The sequence below is a fragment of the Pseudomonas sp. HMSC057H01 genome (assembly GCF_001836405.1).
In the GTDB taxonomy this organism is placed as follows: domain Bacteria; phylum Pseudomonadota; class Gammaproteobacteria; order Pseudomonadales; family Pseudomonadaceae; genus Pseudomonas; species Pseudomonas aeruginosa.
Genome location: NZ_KV828523.1, coordinates 28,919 through 48,146, shown reverse-complemented (window position 1 = coordinate 48,146; position 19,228 = coordinate 28,919). Strand labels below are relative to the sequence as shown.

At 64.9% G+C, this 19,228-nt stretch carries 8 protein-coding genes, 1 pseudogene and 2 CRISPR repeat arrays; of the genes and pseudogenes, 8 read left to right on the top strand and 1 reads right to left on the bottom strand.

Going from position 1 to position 19,228, the window contains the following annotated elements; genetic code table 11:
* The first annotated feature begins 538 nt into the window (after positions 1–538).
* The 8 genes from HMPREF2581_RS29840 to HMPREF2581_RS29805 all read left to right on the top strand — a co-directional run bounded on the left by HMPREF2581_RS29840 (position 539) and on the right by HMPREF2581_RS29805 (position 12,475).
* Positions 539–853 carry a hypothetical protein gene (locus HMPREF2581_RS29840; protein ID WP_003113065.1) on the top strand — a complete coding sequence of 105 codons (315 nt, stop codon included), beginning with the start codon at positions 539–541 and terminating at the stop codon, positions 851–853.
* 270 nt (positions 854–1,123) lie between these two features.
* Positions 1,124–2,231: a CRISPR direct-repeat array (repeat unit 28 nt; unit sequence GTTCACTGCCGTGTAGGCAGCTAAGAAA).
* Between the two features lie 260 nt (positions 2,232–2,491).
* Entirely contained in the window at positions 2,492–3,466 is a 975-nt protein-coding gene (gene cas1f / locus HMPREF2581_RS29835) for a type I-F CRISPR-associated endonuclease Cas1f (RefSeq protein WP_003139228.1), read from the top strand.
* Positions 3,463–6,693 carry a type I-F CRISPR-associated helicase Cas3f gene (cas3f, locus tag HMPREF2581_RS29830; RefSeq protein WP_003139227.1) on the top strand — a complete coding sequence of 1,077 codons (3,231 nt, stop codon included), beginning with the start codon at positions 3,463–3,465 and terminating at the stop codon, positions 6,691–6,693. Before cas1f ends, cas3f begins: the two co-directional genes overlap by 4 nt.
* Before the next feature lie 57 nt (positions 6,694–6,750).
* Positions 6,751–8,055 (top strand): type I-F CRISPR-associated protein Csy1, encoded by a 1,305-nt coding sequence (gene csy1 / locus HMPREF2581_RS29825; protein ID WP_003139224.1) that lies wholly within the window; start codon positions 6,751–6,753, stop codon positions 8,053–8,055.
* Positions 8,048–9,025, top strand: a complete 978-nt coding sequence (gene csy2, locus HMPREF2581_RS29820) for a type I-F CRISPR-associated protein Csy2 (protein ID WP_223684068.1) — start codon at positions 8,048–8,050, stop codon at positions 9,023–9,025. The genes csy1 and csy2 overlap by 8 nt, the downstream gene beginning before the upstream one ends.
* 10 nt (positions 9,026–9,035) lie before the next feature.
* Entirely contained in the window at positions 9,036–10,064 is a 1,029-nt protein-coding gene (gene csy3, locus HMPREF2581_RS29815) for a type I-F CRISPR-associated protein Csy3 (protein WP_003139222.1), read from the top strand.
* 3 nt (positions 10,065–10,067) lie between these two features.
* Positions 10,068–10,631: a type I-F CRISPR-associated endoribonuclease Cas6/Csy4 gene (gene cas6f, locus HMPREF2581_RS29810; protein WP_016254196.1), complete on the top strand. Its 564-nt coding sequence runs from the start codon at positions 10,068–10,070 to the stop codon at positions 10,629–10,631.
* A 189-nt stretch (positions 10,632–10,820) separates the two neighbouring features.
* Positions 10,821–11,568: a CRISPR direct-repeat array (repeat unit 28 nt; unit sequence TTTCTTAGCTGCCTATACGGCAGTGAAC).
* A gap of 394 nt (positions 11,569–11,962) precedes the next feature.
* A complete protein-coding gene (locus HMPREF2581_RS29805) occupies positions 11,963–12,475 on the top strand; it encodes a BRO-N domain-containing protein (protein ID WP_004355475.1) in 513 nt (170 codons plus the stop codon).
* A 485-nt stretch (positions 12,476–12,960) separates the two neighbouring features.
* On the opposite strand, the pseudogene pvdL reads toward HMPREF2581_RS29805, so the two are convergent.
* Positions 12,961–19,228, bottom strand: a pseudogene (pvdL, locus tag HMPREF2581_RS29800) (pyoverdine non-ribosomal peptide synthetase/polyketide synthase PvdL); the annotation flags it as partial.

The window sequence follows — 19,228 nt, the reverse complement described above, 5'->3', positions numbered from 1 at the left end:
GAATAACCGCTCGCGGTTATCCGCCGCTTATCCGCGACATCGGCGGATAACGCCCATGGCGTTATTCGCCCTACACACCCCGAAAACACCGGAAAGCGTCCAGGTCCGTAGGGCGAATAACCGCTCGCGGTTATCCGCCGCTTATCCGCGACATCGGCGGATAACGCCCATGGCGTTATTTGCCCTACGCACCCCGGAAACGCCGGACAGCGTCCCAACTCCGTAGGGCGAATAACCGCTCGCGGTTATCCGCCGCTTATCCGGGGTATCGGCGGATACCGCCTGTGGCGGTATTCGCCCTACAGGCCCTGGAAACGCCGGACAGCTCCCCCGGACATTTCCGCAGGCTCTCTCAGAAGCCCGGGAATTGGATAAAAACCCAGTAGGAGGATGATGGAGGGGCCGGCAAATCCATCCCGCAGGGACAGGACCGAACGGCACTGCCCTCTATTTTCTGAGGGCAAAAAAGACGCGGGCCGCAGGTGGTGGAACACCTACGACCCGCTAACCACAAACCAGCTTATGAAGGAGCTGACCCATGGCTAAGCCGAATGATACGTCCAACCCCGAGGTAACAGAATCGTCCCCCCGCTTCGTCCCGCTGCTCCCCACCTCCCAGGCCGACATGTGTCCGCGTAGCGCCACCCTGTACGTGGACACCCATGCACTCCCCACGCACTTGTTCGACAACGCGAAAGTGCGCTTGAGGTCGGCGATCAACATCCTGGCCATGACCCGTTTGCTCGATGAGAAAGAAGAGCCCGGCGGCACCCTGGCCTACATCAACGGTGCGTTGCTGTCGCTGCTCAGCGATGCCTTGTCCGAAATCGAGGCGGGCCACCCGAGCCTGTAGCGCCGCTCCCTGGCGCGACGCCCCCGGCCTGGCCGGGGGCTTTGCGGCATCGCCCATCAAAAGACCTTTCGCGCCCGAACGGCACGGTTGATCGCCGTCCCGGTCCTCGCGAAACGGCCGCCAATTGCCCGAAGCTTCCGACCCTTTTTTCGGACGATTTCTTACGCCCTTATAAATCAGCAAGTTACGAGACCTCGAAAAAAGAGGGTTTCTGGCGGGAAAAACTCGGTATTTCTTTTTCCTTCAAATGGTTATAGGTTTTCGGAGCTAGTTCACTGCCGTGTAGGCAGCTAAGAAACGGTCCTGCCAGTACTGCGGCAGGATCTGGTCGTTCACTGCCGTGTAGGCAGCTAAGAAAAGCCTGGCGCCCTTCGAGTCCATCCAGCCCGGGTTCACTGCCGTGTAGGCAGCTAAGAAACATCCAATTCGCCGATCCGGCGCAAGCGCCCGGTTCACTGCCGTGTAGGCAGCTAAGAAAACGAAGCAGATCGCCGAATGCGGCGTCAGCGCGTTCACTGCCGTGTAGGCAGCTAAGAAAGTGGGTGCAAATCGCGATTCTGGTCGCGTCGTGTTCACTGCCGTGTAGGCAGCTAAGAAATGAATATCAGCCTGCAAAGCGTCGTCGTAGTAGTTCACTGCCGTGTAGGCAGCTAAGAAAAAGCCGGGCCGATGTTCGAGCCTGGCTGCGTGGTTCACTGCCGTGTAGGCAGCTAAGAAATGGACAATGCGCAGCCCAGGCGCTGGATTTACGTTCACTGCCGTGTAGGCAGCTAAGAAAATGCGAGGCTGATCGAGGTGCGCGGTTCTGTTGTTCACTGCCGTGTAGGCAGCTAAGAAAGTGCGCGGATGGCTGGTATCTCGAGCACGATTGTTCACTGCCGTGTAGGCAGCTAAGAAAAGGCAAACAACGGAAAGATCACCACCGAAGGCGTTCACTGCCGTGTAGGCAGCTAAGAAAAACGAAACAGGCCCAGCACAGCCGCTTGATAAGTTCACTGCCGTGTAGGCAGCTAAGAAAACAAGACGCTCATCGACGGCAGCATCGAGACGGTTCACTGCCGTGTAGGCAGCTAAGAAAAAGGTGACGATGCACAGCTGTTGCGCGCGGTTGTTCACTGCCGTGTAGGCAGCTAAGAAAATCCTCGAACAGCCCGGGTTCGGTCGCCTCCAGTTCACTGCCGTGTAGGCAGCTAAGAAAAGGAGTTTGCGGCCCCGCTCCCTGCGGCTCTCGTTCACTGCCGTGTAGGCAGCTAAGAAATTCACGGCGGGCTTGATGTCCGCGTCTACCTGGTTCACTGCCGTGTAGGCAGCTAAGAAATTGCCGAGTACGATGCCTGATACATGAATCCAGTTCACTGCCGTGTAGGCAGCTAAGAAACTCGAACCCACCTCGGCCACAACAGCCGCCGGGTTCGCTGCCGTCTAGGCAGAACCACCCTCCCCATCCCACTACCAAACATCCGAATATAAAGTTCCTACCCCGCCCGCCAGCCTCGCCCGTCCACGACAATGTGCCTCGCTTGGAAGCTCACGCTCCTCACACAGACGAAAACGGGGTAGCGGCAATCGGCCATATCCGCTAAACAGTTGCCTTGGCGCAGAATTCGATAGATCCGATAGGGACAGGCCACGGTCAACATGGACGACATTTCTCCCAGCGAACTGAAGACGATCCTTCACTCCAAGCGTGCCAACCTGTACTACCTGCAACACTGCCGGGTACTGGTCAACGGCGGGCGGGTCGAGTACGTCACCGACGAAGGCCGGCATTCGCACTACTGGAACATCCCCATCGCCAACACCACCAGCCTGTTGCTGGGCACCGGTACCTCCATTACCCAGGCAGCCATGCGCGAACTGGCCAGGGCCGGGGTATTGGTAGGCTTCTGCGGCGGCGGCGGAACGCCGCTGTTCAGCGCCAACGAAGTGGACGTCGAGGTGTCCTGGCTGACGCCGCAGAGCGAATACCGCCCCACCGAATACCTGCAGCGCTGGGTCGGCTTCTGGTTCGATGAGGAAAAACGCCTGGTGGCCGCCCGGCACTTCCAGCGAGCCAGGCTGGAGCGGATTCGCCACAGTTGGCTGGAAGACCGCGTATTGCGCGACGCCGGCTTCGCCGTCGATGCCACCGCACTGGCAGTTGCCGTGGAAGATTCCGCCCGAGCGTTGGAGCAGGCTCCCAATCATGAGCATCTACTGACCGAAGAAGCGCGCCTGAGCAAGCGCCTGTTCAAGCTCGCAGCCCAGGCCACCCGCTACGGCGAGTTCGTCCGCGCCAAGCGCGGCAGCGGCGGCGACCCGGCCAACCGCTTCCTCGACCATGGCAACTACCTGGCCTACGGCCTCGCGGCGACCGCCACCTGGGTGCTGGGCATTCCCCATGGACTGGCGGTGCTACACGGCAAGACCCGGCGCGGAGGCCTGGTGTTCGATGTGGCGGACCTGATCAAGGACTCGCTGATCCTGCCGCAGGCATTTCTTTCCGCCATGCGCGGCGACGAGGAACAGGACTTCCGCCAGGCCTGCCTGGACAACCTGAGCCGCGCACAGGCCCTGGACTTCATGATCGACACGCTGAAAGACGTGGCGCAGCGGAGCACGGTGTCCGCATGAACATCCTGCTGGTGTCGCAATGCGAAAAGCGCGCCCTGAGCGAAACCCGCCGCATTCTCGACCAGTTCGCCGAGCGCCGCGGCGAACGGACCTGGCAAACGCCCATCACTCAAGCCGGACTGGATACCCTGCGACGCCTGCTGAAGAAAAGCGCACGGCGCAACACCGCCGTAGCCTGTCACTGGATCCGCGGCCGCGACCACAGCGAACTGCTGTGGATCGTCGGTGATGCCAGCCGCTTCAACGCCCAGGGTGCGGTGCCGACCAACAGGACCTGCCGCGACATCCTGCGCAAGGAAGACGAGAACGACTGGCACAGCGCCGAGGACATCCGCCTGCTGACGGTGATGGCAGCGCTGTTCCACGATATCGGCAAGGCCAGCCAGGCCTTCCAGGCCAAACTGCGGAACCGCGGCAAACCGATGGCCGATGCCTATCGTCACGAATGGGTATCACTGCGCCTGTTCGAAGCCTTCGTTGGCCCAGGCAGCAGCGACGAGGACTGGCTGAGGCGCCTGGCGGACAAGCGAGAGACGGGCGATGCCTGGCTGTCGCAACTGGCCAGGGACGACCGGCAATCCGCGCCACCCGGCCCGTTCCAGAAAAGCCGGCTACCGCCGCTCGCCCAGGCGGTCGGCTGGTTGATCGTCAGCCATCATCGCCTGCCCAACGGGGACCATCGCGGCAGCGCCTCGCTGGCACGCTTGCCGGCCCCCATCCAGAGCCAATGGTGCGGCGCACGCGACGCAGACGCAAAAGAAAAGGCCGCCTGCTGGCAGTTCCCCCACGGCCTGCCCTTCGCCAGCGCCCATTGGCGCGCCAGGACAGCGCTATGCGCGCAGAGCATGCTCGAGCGTCCCGGCCTGCTGGCTCGGGGACCGGCCTTGTTGCATGATTCCTACGTCATGCATGTGTCCCGACTGATCCTGATGCTCGCGGACCACCACTATTCCAGTCTCCCTGCCGACTCCCGGCTGGGCGACCCGAACTTCCCCTTGCACGCCAACACCGACCGGGACAGCGGCAAACTAAAGCAGCGCCTGGACGAACACCTGCTCGGCGTCGCCCTGCACAGTCGCAAGCTCGCCGGCACCCTGCCACGCCTGGAGCGACAACTACCGCGCCTTGCCCGGCACAAGGGCTTCACCCGCCGGGTCGAGCAGCCGCGCTTCCGCTGGCAGGACAAGGCCTACGACTGCGCGATGGCCTGCCGCGAGCAGGCTATGGAGCATGGATTCTTCGGCCTCAACCTGGCGTCGACCGGTTGCGGTAAGACCCTCGCCAACGGCCGTATCCTGTATGCGCTGGCCGATCCGCAACGCGGCGCGCGTTTCAGCATCGCTCTCGGCCTGCGCAGCTTGACCCTGCAAACCGGGCAGGCCTACCGCGAGCGGCTCGGCCTGGGCGACGACGACCTCGCTATCCTGGTCGGCGGCAGCGCCGCCCGCGAACTGTTCGAAAAGCAGCAGGAGCGCCTGGAGCGCAGCGGTAGCGAGTCAGCCCAGGAGCTGCTGGCGGAAAACAGCCATGTACACTTCGCCGGCACGCTCGAGGACGGCCCTCTACGCGAGTGGCTCGGCAGGAACAGCGCGGGAAACCGCCTACTCCAGGCGCCCATCCTGGCCTGCACCATCGACCACCTGATGCCCGCCAGCGAAAGCCTGCGCGGCGGACACCAGATAGCGCCACTGCTCCGCCTGATGACTTCCGACCTGGTGCTCGACGAGGTCGACGACTTCGATATCGACGACCTGCCCGCCCTGTCGCGGCTGGTGCACTGGGCCGGCCTGTTCGGCAGCCGCGTGCTGCTCTCCTCCGCGACCCTGCCGCCGGCCTTGGTGCAGGGCCTGTTCGAGGCCTATCGCAGCGGCCGGGAAATCTTCCAGCGCCATCGTGGCGCTCCCGGACGCGCTACGGAAATCCGCTGTGCCTGGTTCGACGAGTTCTCCAGCCAATCCAGCGCCCACGGCGCCGTAACCTCCTTCAGCGAAGCGCATGCGACCTTCGTCGCCCAGCGTCTGGCGAAGCTCGAGCAACTGCCGCCACGTCGCCAGGCGCAGCTATGCACCGTGCATGCCGCTGGCGAGGCCCGTCCCGCGCTGTGCCGCGAGTTGGCCGGGCAGATGAATACCTGGATGGCTGACCTGCATCGCTGCCATCACACCGAACACCAAGGACGTCGCATCAGTTTCGGCCTGCTACGGCTGGCCAACATCGAACCCCTGATCGAACTGGCCCAGGCCATCCTCGCCCAGGGTGCGCCCGAGGGGTTGCATGTCCATCTGTGTGTCTACCATTCGCGGCATCCCCTTCTGGTCCGCTCGGCCATCGAGCGACAACTCGATGAACTGCTGAAGCGTTCGGACGACGACGCCGCCGCGCTGTTCGCTCGTCCGACGCTGGCCAAGGCGCTCCAGGCCAGCACGGAGCGGGATCATCTGTTCGTCGTACTCGCCTCGCCGGTGGCGGAGGTCGGTCGCGACCACGATTACGACTGGGCCATCGTCGAACCCTCCTCCATGCGCTCGATCATCCAGTTGGCCGGGCGAATCCGCCGCCATCGCTCCGGCTTCAGCGGCGAGGCCAACCTATACCTGCTATCGCGCAATATCCGCTCGCTGGAAGGGCAGAATCCGGCGTTCCAGCGGCCCGGCTTCGAGACCCCCGACTTCCCTCTTGACAGCCACGACCTGCACGACCTGCTCGACCCCGCCCTACTCGCCCGCATCGACGCCAGCCCACGAATCGTCGAACCGTTCCCACTGTTCCCACGCAGCCGGTTGGTCGACCTGGAACACCGACGCCTGCGCGCGCTGATGCTTGCCGACGACCCACCGTCGTCCCTGCTCGGCGTACCGCTCTGGTGGCAAACCCCGGCATCGCTCAGCGGCGCCCTGCAAACCAGCCAACCATTTCGCGCAGGCGCCAAGGAGCGATGCTACGCCCTGCTGCCGGACGAGGACGACGAGGAGCGCTTGCATTTCAGCCGCTACGAAGAAGGGACCTGGAGCAACCAGGACAACCTGTTGCGCAACCTCGACCTCACCTATGGCCCGCGCATCCAGACATGGGGCACGGTCAACTATCGGGAGGAGCTAGTCGCAATGGCCGGCCGCGAGGACCTCGACCTGCGTCAATGCGCCATGCGCTACGGCGAGGTGAGATTGCGAGAAAACACCCAGGGATGGAGCTACCACCCTTATTTGGGGTTCAAGAAATACAACTGAGGAGCACAGCTTTCGAATGCGAGCACTCGTCAATGACAATCGACCAAGGAGGCATGGATGACCTCTCCCCTCCCAACGCCTACGTGGCAGGAGCTTCGCCAGTTCATCGAATCCTTCATCCAGGAGCGCCTCCAGGGCAAGCTGGACAAACTCCAACCCGACGAAGACGACAAGCGCCAGACATTGCTGGCCACCCACCGGCGGGAGGCCTGGCTGGCCGATGCCGCCCGGCGGGTTGGCCAGTTGCAGTTGGTGACCCACACGCTCAAGCCGATCCATCCCGACGCCCGCGGCAGCAACCTGCACAGCCTGCCGCAAGCACCCGGCCAACCGGGCCTCGCCGGTTCCCATGAGCTAGGTGACAGGCTGGTCAGCGATGTGGTGGGCAATGCCGCGGCGCTGGACGTATTCAAGTTTCTCAGTCTCCAGTATCAGGGTAAAAATCTTCTGAACTGGCTGACAGAAGACAGTGCCGAGGCATTACAGGCGCTGTCCGATAACGCCGAACAGGCTCGCGAATGGCGGCAAGCGTTCATCGGCATCACGACCGTCAAAGGCGCTCCCGCGTCCCACAGCCTGGCCAAGCAGTTGTACTTTCCCCTGCCCGGTTCCGGCTACCACCTGCTAGCACCGCTGTTTCCCACCAGTCTGGTGCATCACGTCCACGCTCTGCTCCGCGAAGCGCGCTTCGGCGACGCGGCCAAGGCGGCACGCGAAGCGCGCAGCCGCCAGGAGTCATGGCCCCACGGATTCAGCGAGTACCCCAACCTGGCGATCCAGAAGTTCGGCGGTACCAAGCCGCAGAACATCAGTCAGTTGAACAACGAGCGCCGTGGCGAGAACTGGTTGCTGCCATCGCTTCCGCCGAACTGGCAAAGGCAGAATGTAAACGCGCCGATGCGGCACTCTTCGGTCTTCGAGCATGACTTCGGAAGAACTCCTGAAGTATCCCGCCTAACCCGTACCCTGCAGCGTTTTCTTGCCAAGACAGTCCATAACAACCTCGCCATCCGCCAGCGGCGTGCCCAATTGGTGGCGCAAATCTGCGACGAAGCCCTGCAATACGCCGCCCGTCTGCGCGAACTGGAGCCCGGCTGGAGCGCAACCCCCGGGTGCCAACTGCATGACGCGGAGCAGCTCTGGCTCGATCCGTTGCGCGCACAGACCGATGAGACGTTCTTGCAGCGCCGACTACGAGGTGACTGGCCTGCCGAGGTCGGAAATCGCTTCGCCAACTGGCTGAACCGGGCGGTCAGCAGCGACAGTCAGATACTGGGTAGCCCGGAAGCCGCCCAATGGAGCCAGGAGCTGAGCAAGGAACTGACGATGTTCAAGGAGATACTCGAAGATGAGCGTGACTGATCCCGAGGCGCTGCTGTTGCTGCCACGCCTGTCCATCCAGAACGCCAACGCCATTTCCAGCCCCTTGACCTGGGGTTTCCCTTCGCCCGGCGCTTTCACCGGATTCGTCCATGCCTTGCAGCGTCGAGTCGGAATCTCCCTCGATATCGAACTGGACGGTGTCGGCATCGTCTGTCACCGCTTCGAAGCGCAGATATCGCAACCGGCCGGCAAGCGCACCAAGGTCTTCAACCTGACCCGCAATCCGCTGAACCGCGACGGCTCCACCGCAGCCATCGTCGAAGAAGGTCGCGCCCATCTGGAGGTCAGTCTGCTGCTCGGAGTGCATGGCGATGGTCTGGACGATCACCCCGCACAGGAAATCGCCAGGCAGGTACAGGAGCAGGCTGGCGCCATGCGCCTCGCCGGTGGCAGCATCCTGCCCTGGTGCAATGAGCGCTTCCCGGCTCCGAACGCCGAACTGCTGATGCTGGGTGGCAGCGACGAACAGCGGCGCAAGAACCAGCGCCGGCTTACCCGCCGCCTGCTCCCCGGCTTCGCCCTGGTGAGTCGCGAGGCGTTGTTGCAACAACATCTGGAAACCTTGCGCACCACGCTCCCCGAAGCCACCACGCTCGATGCACTGCTCGATCTTTGTCGAATCAACTTCGAGCCTCCTGCAACCTCGTCCGAAGAAGAAGCATCGCCGCCCGATGCAGCCTGGCAAGTGCGCGACAAGCCCGGCTGGCTGGTGCCGATCCCGGCTGGCTACAACGCCCTGTCACCCCTGTACCTCCCCGGCGAAGTGCGAAATGCCCGTGATAGAGAAACACCGCTGCGCTTCGTCGAAAACCTCTTCGGTCTGGGCGAATGGCTCAGCCCCCATCGCGTCGCCGCGTTATCGGACCTGCTTTGGTATCACCACGCCGAGCCTGACAAAGGGCTCTACCGCTGGAGCACACCCCGTTTCGTCGAACACGCCATCGCATAAGGAAATCAGCATGTCCAAGCCAATACTGAGCACCGCTTCCGTCCTCGCCTTCGAACGTAAGCTCGACCCTTCCGACGCCCTTATGAGCGCTGGCGCCTGGGCGCAACGCGACGCCTCGCAGGAATGGCCGGCCGTGACCGTGCGCGAGAAGTCCGTACGCGGCACCATCTCCAACCGCCTCAAGACCAAGGACCGTGACCCGGCCAAGCTGGACGCCTCGATCCAGTCGCCCAACCTGCAGACGGTGGACGTGGCCAACCTGCCGAGCGACGCCGACACCCTCAAGGTCCGCTTCACCCTCCGTGTGCTCGGCGGCGCCGGAACACCGTCTGCCTGCAACGACGCGGCCTACCGTGACAAGCTGCTGCAAACGGTCGCCACCTACGTGAACGATCAGGGCTTCGCCGAGCTGGCTCGTCGTTATGCGCACAACCTGGCCAACGCCCGCTTCCTGTGGCGCAACCGGGTGGGCGCGGAAGCGGTGGAAGTCCGTATCAACCATATCCGCCAGGGCGAGGTGGCTCGCGCCTGGCGCTTCGACGCCCTGGCCATCGGCTTGCGCGACTTCAAGGCCGACGCCGAACTGGACGCGCTCGCCGAACTGATCGCCAGCGGTCTCTCAGGCAGTGGGCATGTCCTGCTCGAAGTGGTCGCCTTCGCCCGTATCGGCGACGGCCAGGAAGTCTTCCCCTCCCAGGAACTGATCCTCGACAAAGGCGACAAGAAAGGCCAGAAGAGCAAGACCCTGTACAGCGTACGCGATGCCGCGGCCATCCACTCGCAGAAGATCGGCAATGCCCTGCGCACCATCGATACGTGGTATCCCGACGAAGATGGCCTCGGCCCCATCGCCGTGGAGCCCTACGGCTCCGTCACATCCCAGGGCAAAGCCTATCGCCAGCCCAAGCAGAAGCTGGACTTCTATACGCTGCTCGACAACTGGGTACTGCGCGACGAGGCGCCCGCCGTGGAGCAACAGCATTATGTGATCGCCAACCTGATCCGTGGCGGCGTGTTCGGTGAAGCCGAAGAGAAGTAAGCCATGGACCACTACCTCGACATTCGCTTGCGACCGGACCCGGAATTTCCCCCGGCGCAACTCATGAGCGTGCTCTTCGGCAAGCTCCACCAGGCCCTGGTGGCACAGGGCGGGGACAGGATCGGCGTGAGCTTCCCCGACCTCGACGAAAGCCGCTCCCGGCTGGGCGAGCGCCTGCGCATTCATGCCTCGGCGGACGACCTTCGTGCCCTGCTCGCCCGGCCCTGGCTGGAAGGGTTGCGGGACCATCTGCAATTCGGAGAACCGGCAGTCGTGCCTCACCCCACACCGTACCGTCAGGTCAGTCGGGTTCAGGCGAAAAGCAATCCGGAACGCCTGCGGCGGCGGCTCATGCGCCGGCACGATCTGAGTGAGGAGGAGGCTCGGAAACGCATTCCCGATACGGTCGCGAGAGCCTTGGACCTGCCCTTCGTCACGCTACGCAGCCAGAGCACCGGACAGCACTTCCGTCTCTTCATCCGCCACGGGCCGTTGCAGGTGACGGCAGAGGAAGGAGGATTCACCTGTTACGGGTTGAGCAAAGGAGGTTTCGTTCCCTGGTTCTGAAGAACCCCGTCAGCGCCTTATCGGCATGTCCGCAACGAAGTCCCATGGAAAGGGACTTCGTTTCGACTGGTGACCCCGGCCGACAGCGAACCGCATCAATCGATACTTCAGGGCTGCTGGCCGTTTCTTGACGACCTATGTGGCAGTGAAATCGCCCGAAGCCCGCTTATGAACTTCGGGACATTTTTTAGCTGCCTATGCCTATACGGCAGTGAACGCGTCAGCTTACAACTGGCTCGGCGTAGCTATTTTCTTAGCTGCCTATACGGCAGTGAACAGTTCGGTGCGATAGCGCCGCTTCCTGCAAACTTTCTTAGCTGCCTATACGGCAGTGAACGCCAGAAGGCGGACAAGCTCGTCTTGCGTCATTTTCTTAGCTGCCTATACGGCAGTGAACCCGCAGCAACGTCGGGAGCCGGGCCATGTTCTTTTCTTAGCTGCCTATACGGCAGTGAACCACTTCGCGAGACCGCGCGTACTCGTCTGCCTTTTCTTAGCTGCCTATACGGCAGTGAACGGCCGGAAAGGCGCGTGATGCGTGAACGTTCATTTCTTAGCTGCCTATACGGCAGTGAACGCCTGGTCGGTGAGCAGGAGGGTGCGATGCAATTTCTTAGCTGCCTATACGGCAGTGAACGCTTGGTAGGAGCAAACCATGCAAACTGATATTTTCTTAGCTGCCTATACGGCAGTGAACCGTGTCGTCCGATCTGTGCACGTATCTCCAGTTTTCTTAGCTGCCTATACGGCAGTGAACTGTTGAACGGGTGTCGCTGCAACACGCAGCAATTTCTTAGCTGCCTATACGGCAGTGAACGGGTGGCCAAGTCGCCACGTATTTACTGATAATTTCTTAGCTGCCTATACGGCAGTGAACGCCTGGGCGCCGAAGGCCAGCGCGCCGGTGATTTTCTTAGCTGCCTATACGGCAGTGAACTAGACCAAAACCCCATCAACCTTCCAAGCCCCAAGGGCTCCAGCGCCAAAGCCCGGAAAAACCCTCTTTTTGCAGCGACCTCTAACCCTTTGATCTAAAAGGGCTTTAAAAAACCACCAAAAAAAGGGTTCCCAAGCATAGCGTCCATCCCCTGTGTTCTCCATGCCGGCGTAATGTTCAGAACGGCCTAGCTGTTCAGCGGGCTTGTGCCATCGGAGACTTCGTACAAGGCTTAGCCATTGCCGTCCTACAGGCGCTGTCAGTAGGCTTTTTTCGCCGGCGACTTCGGTTCCCGGCAGGCCACAGCCTGCTGGCCCAACACCCACGAGCGGCCTGTCTCCCTGCCGCGCCGGCAGAAGCCAGGCAGCGGACAGCTCAGAGAAGGATTTCTCCTATGCACGGCCATACCCAGCTTGCCCCGCACTACTTCTTCCGACAGCAGCGATTGCTGCGCGCGCTGCTGATCGACGACCAGGCCTGGTTCGTCCTCGACGACTTCGCCCGGCTCATCGAACACAGCCAGCCCGAACAGATGCTCGCCCGCCTGGACGACGACCAGGCGCGCCGCGAGTCGTTGCGTTCCGAACGTGGCGAAGACCAGGCGCAGTGGCTGATCAGCGAGTCCGGCGCGTATGCCGCGCTGATCTACCAGCAGCGCGGCGATGGCGGCGAATTGCGCCGCTGGCTCAGTGGCGAGGTGGTGCCGGAGTTGCGCAGCGCCACCGACGACAGCGGCATGCCGCGCTACGTCAAGTTGCGCTGGGAGCGCCAGGTGGTGCACATGCTCGACTGGCAGGGCAAGCTCTGGGTGAATTTCAGCGAGATGCCCGACCTCCTCGAACGCCAGGGCGAGCCCATGGTGCAACTGGGTTGGCGACGCTGGTTGAGCAAGTTGCGCCCGCTCTAGGCGCCGCTCTGGCGTCGTGTTGGGCGGGGCCTGTCAGTTCTGCCAGCTTAAGCGGCGCGGCGCCATCCATTAACAATAGAGCAACGACTCGGGCCTAGCCTCTCCTTTCCCACGGACAGCACGAAACCGCTGGCATGAAGATAACGCGAAACCTTCTGGACGATCTCTACACGGATGACCAGGGCAGCCAGGACCTGACGGGCCTCCGTCAGCCTCGCAAGATGCGTCGTGAAACCAAGGAGAAGCCGCGCAAGCGAACGCTGCGCGACTCCCGGCCGGACCGTCCCCTGTAGGAGCTACGCTCGCCTAGCGGGCGGGTTCGCCGCTCCGAACGCCCCTCTCCCTCAAGGTCAGAGGGCTGGTTTGCCTAGAACGGATTTGTAGAAAGGCCCGCCAAGGACGCCCGGGCGTCTTCGGTGGGCCTTTTTCATGCCTTTCCGCCACGCGCCCCGCACAGGTATCCGGCCTGTGGCGGGGCGCGTGCCTCAGAGCATTTCCAGCTTCGACATCAGGTCGTTCAGGCGCTCGGCCTTCTGCTCGCTGATCTCGCTCGGGGCCAGGGACTCGATGTAGCTGGCCAGCTCTTCCACCGTGGTGCATTCGAACATCGCCCGTAGCGGCACGTTGCGTTGCAGGGCCTTCTGCACCCGCGAGGCGATCTGGGTGGCCAGCAGCGAATGCCCGCCGAGTTCGAAGAAGTTGTCGAACACCCCGACCCGCTCGACCTTCAGCACCTCGGCCCAGATCCGTGCCAGGGTTTCCTCCAGTTCGTTGCGCGGGGCCTGGTAGGCCTGGTTCTGCATCTGGCCGATGTCCAGCGCCGGCAGCGCCTTGCGGTCGAGCTTGCCGTTGGCGTTGAGCGGCATCCGGTCCAGCACCAGCCAGTGCAGCGGCACCATGTAGTCCGGCAGGTCGGCGCGCAGTTGCTGCTTGATCCGCTCGAACCAGGCGCCCTGCTCCACCATCAGTCCGGCCGGCGAGTCGGCGCTGGAACGCGGTGTCTCGCCGGGAACCAGGTAGCCCACCAGGTACTTGCCGTTCGCCCCTTCCTGGACCGCCACCGCCGCCTCGCGGACGTCGGCGCGTTCGTGCAGGCGCGCCTCGATCTCGCCCAGCTCGATGCGGAAGCCGCGGATCTTCACCTGGTGGTCGATCCGCCCGACATATTCCAGCACTCCGTCGGCGCGCCGCCGCGCCAGGTCGCCGGTACGGTACAGGCGCTCGCCCGGCGCGCCGAACGGATGCGGGACGAAGGCCTGGGCGGTGCGCAGCGGGTCGCCGACGTAGCCACGGCCGACGCCGGTGCCGGCCACGCACAGCTCGCCCACCGCGCCCAGCGGCACCAGTTCGAAGGCGTCGTCGGCGCCGGCACCGAGCAGGTACAGGCGGTTGTTGTCGGTGGGACTGCCGATCGGCAGGTAGGTGCTCTCGGTGGAGGCCAGGTCGACGCGGAAGAACGCCACGTCGTCGGAACACTCCGCCGGCCCGTAGGCATTCACCAGGCCGATCCGTGGGTAGCGCTTGAGCCACTGGCGCGCCAGTTCCGGCGGCATCGCCTCGCCGGTGGGCAACATCCAGCGCAGGCCGTCGAGGGCCTGGCGCTCTTCGGCGAGCATGCCCTGGATCAGCGACGGCACGCTTTCCAGCACCGTGATGCCCTGTTCGCCGACGTGCGCCAGCAGGCCCTGCGGATCGTGGGCGATAGCGTTCGGTACAATCGCCACGCGGGCGCCGAACAACGGCGCGGCAAGGAACTGCCAGACCGAGATGTCGAAGCTCTGCGAGGCGGTCTGGGCGATCACGTCGTTCTCGTCCAGTTCCAGGTACGGGACCTTGCTCAACTGGTTGTTGAGCATGCCCGCCTGCTCCACCATCACGCCCTTCGGCAGTCCGGTGGAGCCGGAGGTGTAGATCACGTAGGCGAGGTTCTGCGGCCCGCTGTAGACCTGCGGATCGTGCTCGGCGCCCTCGCCCTGCTGGATCTCGTCCCACACCAGCAGGCGCGGCCGGTCGACGCAGCCGAGTTCGTCGAACAGCGCCAGCGCCTGCTCGCGGCAGGCCTGGGTGCAGACCAGCACCGGCGTGCGGCTCAGCTCGACGATCCGGGTCAGGCGCTGGGTCGGATGGCCGGGGTCGAGCGGCAGGTAGCCGGCACCGGCCTTGAAGCTGCCGACGATCATGCCGAGCAGGTCGAGGCCGCGCTCGGCCAGCAGTGCCACCGGCTGGTCGATGCCGACGCCGGCGGCGCGCAGGGCGTGACCGAGGCGGTTGGCCCGGCGGTTCAGCTCGGCGTAGCTCCAGCGCTGCTCCAGGCAACTGGCGGCGATGCGCTGCGGATGGGCCGCCACCTGCGCCTCGAACAGCCGCACGTAGCCTTGCTCCAGCGGGTAGTCGCGGGCGCTGCGGTTGCAGCCGTCGAGGAGGAAGTCGCGCTCGTCCTCGCCGAGCAGCGGCAAGGCCTCCAGTTCGCCGTGGAAACCGTCGGCCAGGGCCAGCAGCAGGCGCTTGAACTCGCCGAGCAGGCGCTCGACGGTCGGCGCCTCGAAGTAGCGCTGGTCGTAGGACAGGTGCAGGCCGAGGTCATCGCCCGGATAGCAGACCACGGTCAACGGGAAGTTGGTGTGGGTACGCCCGGAGTCGGAACTGGCGTTCAGGCTCTGCGCGCGGTCCAGCACCGAGACTTCCACCGGGGCGTTCTCGAACACGAACAGGCTGTCGAACAGCGGCTGGCCCTTGGGCAGCTCGCTGCTTTCCTGGATGGCCACCAGGGGCAGGTGCTCGTGCTCGCGCAACTCCAGGTTGCGCTCGAACAGCCGGTTCAGCCATTCGCGCACCGTGCAGCGCTGGCCGGCGGCCGGCATCTGCACGCGCAATGGGATGCTGTTGATGAACAGGCCGACGGTGCGCTGCATTTCCGGCATGCCCACCGGACGCCCGGCCACGGTGACGCCGAACAGCACGTCGCGCTCGCCGCTGAAGCGGCGCAGGGTCAGCGCCCAGGCGGCCTGGGCGAAGGTGTTGACGGTGAGCTGGTAGCGCTGCGCCAGTTCGCGCAGGCGCGCGCCGTCGGCGGCGTCCAGGCGCGTGTAGCGGTCGCCGACGATCATCCCGCCGCTCTCGCCGGCGTGCTCGCGGAGGAACGGTCGGTCGCTGGGTACCAGGGTCGGCCGCTCGAAGCCGCGCAGGCTCTCGCTCCACCAGCGGCGCGATTGCTCCAGGTCCTGGCGTTGCAGCCAGGCGATGTAGTCGCGGTAGCGCGGCGGCGTCGGCAGGTTCGCCGGGCGGCCTTCGCCGAGGGCGCCGTAGATCTCGAAGAAGTCGTTCATCAGCAGGCCACGGCACCAGGCATCGATGAGGATGTGGTGGTTGCTCATCATGAACCAGTAGCGCGCCTCACCCAGGCGGATCAGGCGCAGGTGGAACGGCGGCTGTTCGAGCAGGTCGAAGCCGGCCTCGCGCTCGCGCTTGTGCAGCGCTTGCAGGCGCTCCTCGTGGCCGTCCTCCGGCAGCTCGCTCCAGTCGAGGAACTCGATGCGGGTGCGACCAGGCTTGTGGATCACCTGCAACATCGTTTCGCCGGCATTCCAGACGAACGACGCGCGCAGCGCCTCGTGGCGGGCCACCACCGCCTGCCAGGCGGCGGCGAAGCGCTCGGGATCGAGCGGGCTGTCGATCCGGTAGCGGTCCTGCATGTAGTAGATGCCGGTGCCCGGTTCCAGCAGGGTGTGTAACAGCAACCCTTCCTGCATCGGGGTCAGCGGGTAGACGTCCTCGATCTCGCCGGCCGGCACCGCCAGGGCGTCCAGTTGCGCCTGGCTCAGTTGCGCCAGCGGGAAGTCGGACGGGGTCAGGCCGCCGGCGCCGTCTTCCAGGCAATGCTCGATCAGCGCCTGCAGTTCGGCGAGATAGGCCTGCGCCAGCTCGTTCACCGTCTGCGCGTCGTAGCGCTCGCGGCTGTAGGTCCAGCGCAGCACCAGCTCACCGCCGTAGACCTGGCCATCGACGCTCAGCTCGTTGGGCAACGGCGCCTGCTCGTCGTGGATCGGCCCGGTGGGCTGGTCCAGCGGCTGGAACAGGGCGTCGGCGAAGCTCTGGTCGAACTGTCCGAGGTAGTTGAAGGTGATCGGCGCCGTCGGCAGCGCGGCCATCGCCTGGCGCACCGCCGGATCGGCGAGGTAGCGCAGCACGCCGTAGCCGAGGCCTTTGTGCGGCACCGCGCGGAGCTGTTCCTTGATCGCCTTGATCGACTCGCCCGGGCTCTGCGCCGGGGTCAGGCGCAACGGGTAGGCGCTGGTGAACCAGCCGACGCTGCGGGTCAGGTCGATATCGTCGAACAGCGCCTCGCGGCCATGCCCTTCCAACTGCACCAGCGTCGACGGCTGCCCGCTCCAGCGGCAGAGCACGCGAGCGAGGGCGGTCAGCAGCAGGTCGTTGACCTGGGTGCGGTAGGCCGCCGGCGCCTGTTGCAGCAATTGCCGGGTACGTTGCGGGTCGAGCCGCAGGCTGACACTTTCCGCCAGCGCCTCGCGGTTGTCGCCCTGCGGGCGGTCGCACGGCCACTCGACCGGCTGCCCACCCAGCCGGGCTTGCCACCAGCCCAGCTCCTCGCGCAGCGATTCGCTGCCGGCGTAGGCCTGCAGGCGTCCGGCCCAGTCGCGGAAGGCGCTGGTCTTGGCCGGCAGCGCCGGTTCGGCGCCCTCGGCGAACTGACGGTAGACCTGTTGCAGGTCCTCCAGCAGCACCCGCCAGGACACCCCGTCCACCACCAGGTGGTGGATCGCCAGCAGCAGGCGTTGCTCGCCGGCCGGGCCGTCCACCAGCACCGCGCGCAGCAGCGGCCCCTGTTCGAGGTCGAGGCTGCGCTGGGCCTTGGCGAACAGCTCGGCGCATTCGTCGAAGGATTGCACCGGAACGTGCCAGAGCAGTTCCTGTTCGCGCAGCGGACGATGCTGCGCCAGCCATTCGCCGTCGACCTGGCGGAACGCCAGGCGCAGGGCATCATGCTGTTCGACCAGGCGTTGCAGGGACTTGCGCAGCAGGCCGAGGTCAATGGCCTGCCGCGGCTGCAACAGCAGCGACTGGTTCCAGTGTTCGCGGCGCGCCAGCGGCAGGTCGAAGAACCAGTGCTGGATCGGCGTCAGCGCGCTGTCGCCCTGCACCGGCCCCTGCTCGGCCTGGCTGGCCTGGCTGTGCCGGGCCACCGCGGCGAGGCTCTGCACGGTCTGGTGCTGGAACAGGTCGCGGGGGCTGAAGTGGATGCCGAGCTGGCGGGCGCGGCTGACCACCTGGATCGACAGGATCGAATCGCCGCCCAGTTCGAAGAAGTTGTCGCCGAGACCTACCCGCTCGACGTTCAGCACCTCGCGCCAGACCCCGGCCAGTTGCTGCTCCAGCACGCTGCGCGGGGCCTCGTAGGCCTGCCGGTTGAGCGCCGGGTCGGGCGCCGGCAGCGCGCGGCGGTCGAGCTTGCCGTTGGCGGTCAGCGGCAGGCTGGCGAGCAACAGCAGGTGGGCCGGCACCATGTAGTCCGGCAATTGCTGCTTGAGGTGCGTTTTCAGCGCCTCGCGCAGCGCCGCCTGGGCGTCCTCGTCCTGCTCGGCCACCGCGCTGGCGACATAACCGGCCAACTGCTTGCCGCTCGGGCTGTCGAGCGCCAGGACCAGCGCTTCGCGAACCTGCGGATGCTCCAGCAGGCGCGCCTCGATCTCGCCCAGTTCGATGCGGAAGCCACGGATCTTCACCTGGTGGTCGATGCGGCCGACATATTCCACCTGGCCGTTGTCGCACAGGCGCACCAGGTCGCCGGTGCGGTACAGGCGGCCGCCCTCGGCAGCGAAGGGATCGGGCACGAAGCGCTCGGCGCTGAGCGCCGGACGCTCATGGTAGCCGCGCGCCAGGCCGGCGCCGCCGACGTAGAGTTCGCCGGTCGCGCCCTGCGGCACCAGGGCCAGGTCGGCATCCAGGATGTAGGCGACCCGCGCGCCGACCACGCTGCCGATCGGCACGCTGGCGGCACCCTCCTCCAGTCGTTCGGGAGCCAGGCAGGCCAGCGGCATGACCACCGTTTCGGTCGGTCCGTAGGCATTGAAGAACGACGCCGGGGCGAAGGCCTGGCGAATCCGTTGCAGGTGCTCGCCGGTCAGCGCTTCGCCGCCGGTGATGCACATGCGCACCGGCAACTGCCGGCCCTGGCTCTCCAGCCACTGGGCGAGCTGGCTGCCGTAGCTCGGGGTGAAGCCGAGGATGCTCACGCCCTCCGCGCGGATCAGCTCGCAGATTTCCTCCGCGCCCCACTGGCCCTGGGCCCGCAGCACCACGCGGGCGCCGCACAGCAACGGGGCCAGCAGGCGCTCGCTGGCGGCGTCGAAGTTGATCGAATAAAAGTGCAGTTCACAATCGTCGGCGCGCATGCCGAAGCGCTCGATCACCGCGGCGCAGTGCATGGCGATCTCGCCGTGGGAGACCGCCACGCCCTTCGGCTTGCCGGTGGAGCCGGAGGTATAGATCAGGTAGGCCTGGTGCTGCGGCCCGCTCAGCGCTGCCAGCGGCGCGGGGTCCTCGGCGTCCAGCGCCGGGCCGTCCTCCTCGAGGCACCAGCGCGCCACGCCCGCCGGTAGCTCGCCGAGGGCCTCGAACAGCGCCGCGTGGCTGAGCAGCAGGCGTACGCCGCTGTCCTCGATCATGTATTGCAGGCGCTCCAGCGGATATTCCGGGTCCAGCGGCACGTAGGCGCCGCCGGCCTTGAGGATCGCC

What these genes read in the sequence shown, in the direction of transcription:
- HMPREF2581_RS29805 (WP_004355475.1), top strand. Translation starts at nt 11,963, where the DNA reads ATGCACGGCCATACCCAGCTTGCCCCGCACTACTTCTTCCGACAGCAG.
- csy3 (WP_003139222.1), top strand. Translation starts at nt 9,036, where the DNA reads ATGTCCAAGCCAATACTGAGCACCGCTTCCGTCCTCGCCTTCGAACGT.
- HMPREF2581_RS29840 (WP_003113065.1), top strand. Translation starts at nt 539, where the DNA reads ATGGCTAAGCCGAATGATACGTCCAACCCCGAGGTAACAGAATCGTCC.
- cas3f (WP_003139227.1), top strand. Translation starts at nt 3,463, where the DNA reads ATGAACATCCTGCTGGTGTCGCAATGCGAAAAGCGCGCCCTGAGCGAA.
- cas6f (WP_016254196.1), top strand. Translation starts at nt 10,068, where the DNA reads ATGGACCACTACCTCGACATTCGCTTGCGACCGGACCCGGAATTTCCC.
- csy1 (WP_003139224.1), top strand. Translation starts at nt 6,751, where the DNA reads ATGACCTCTCCCCTCCCAACGCCTACGTGGCAGGAGCTTCGCCAGTTC.
- cas1f (WP_003139228.1), top strand. Translation starts at nt 2,492, where the DNA reads ATGGACGACATTTCTCCCAGCGAACTGAAGACGATCCTTCACTCCAAG.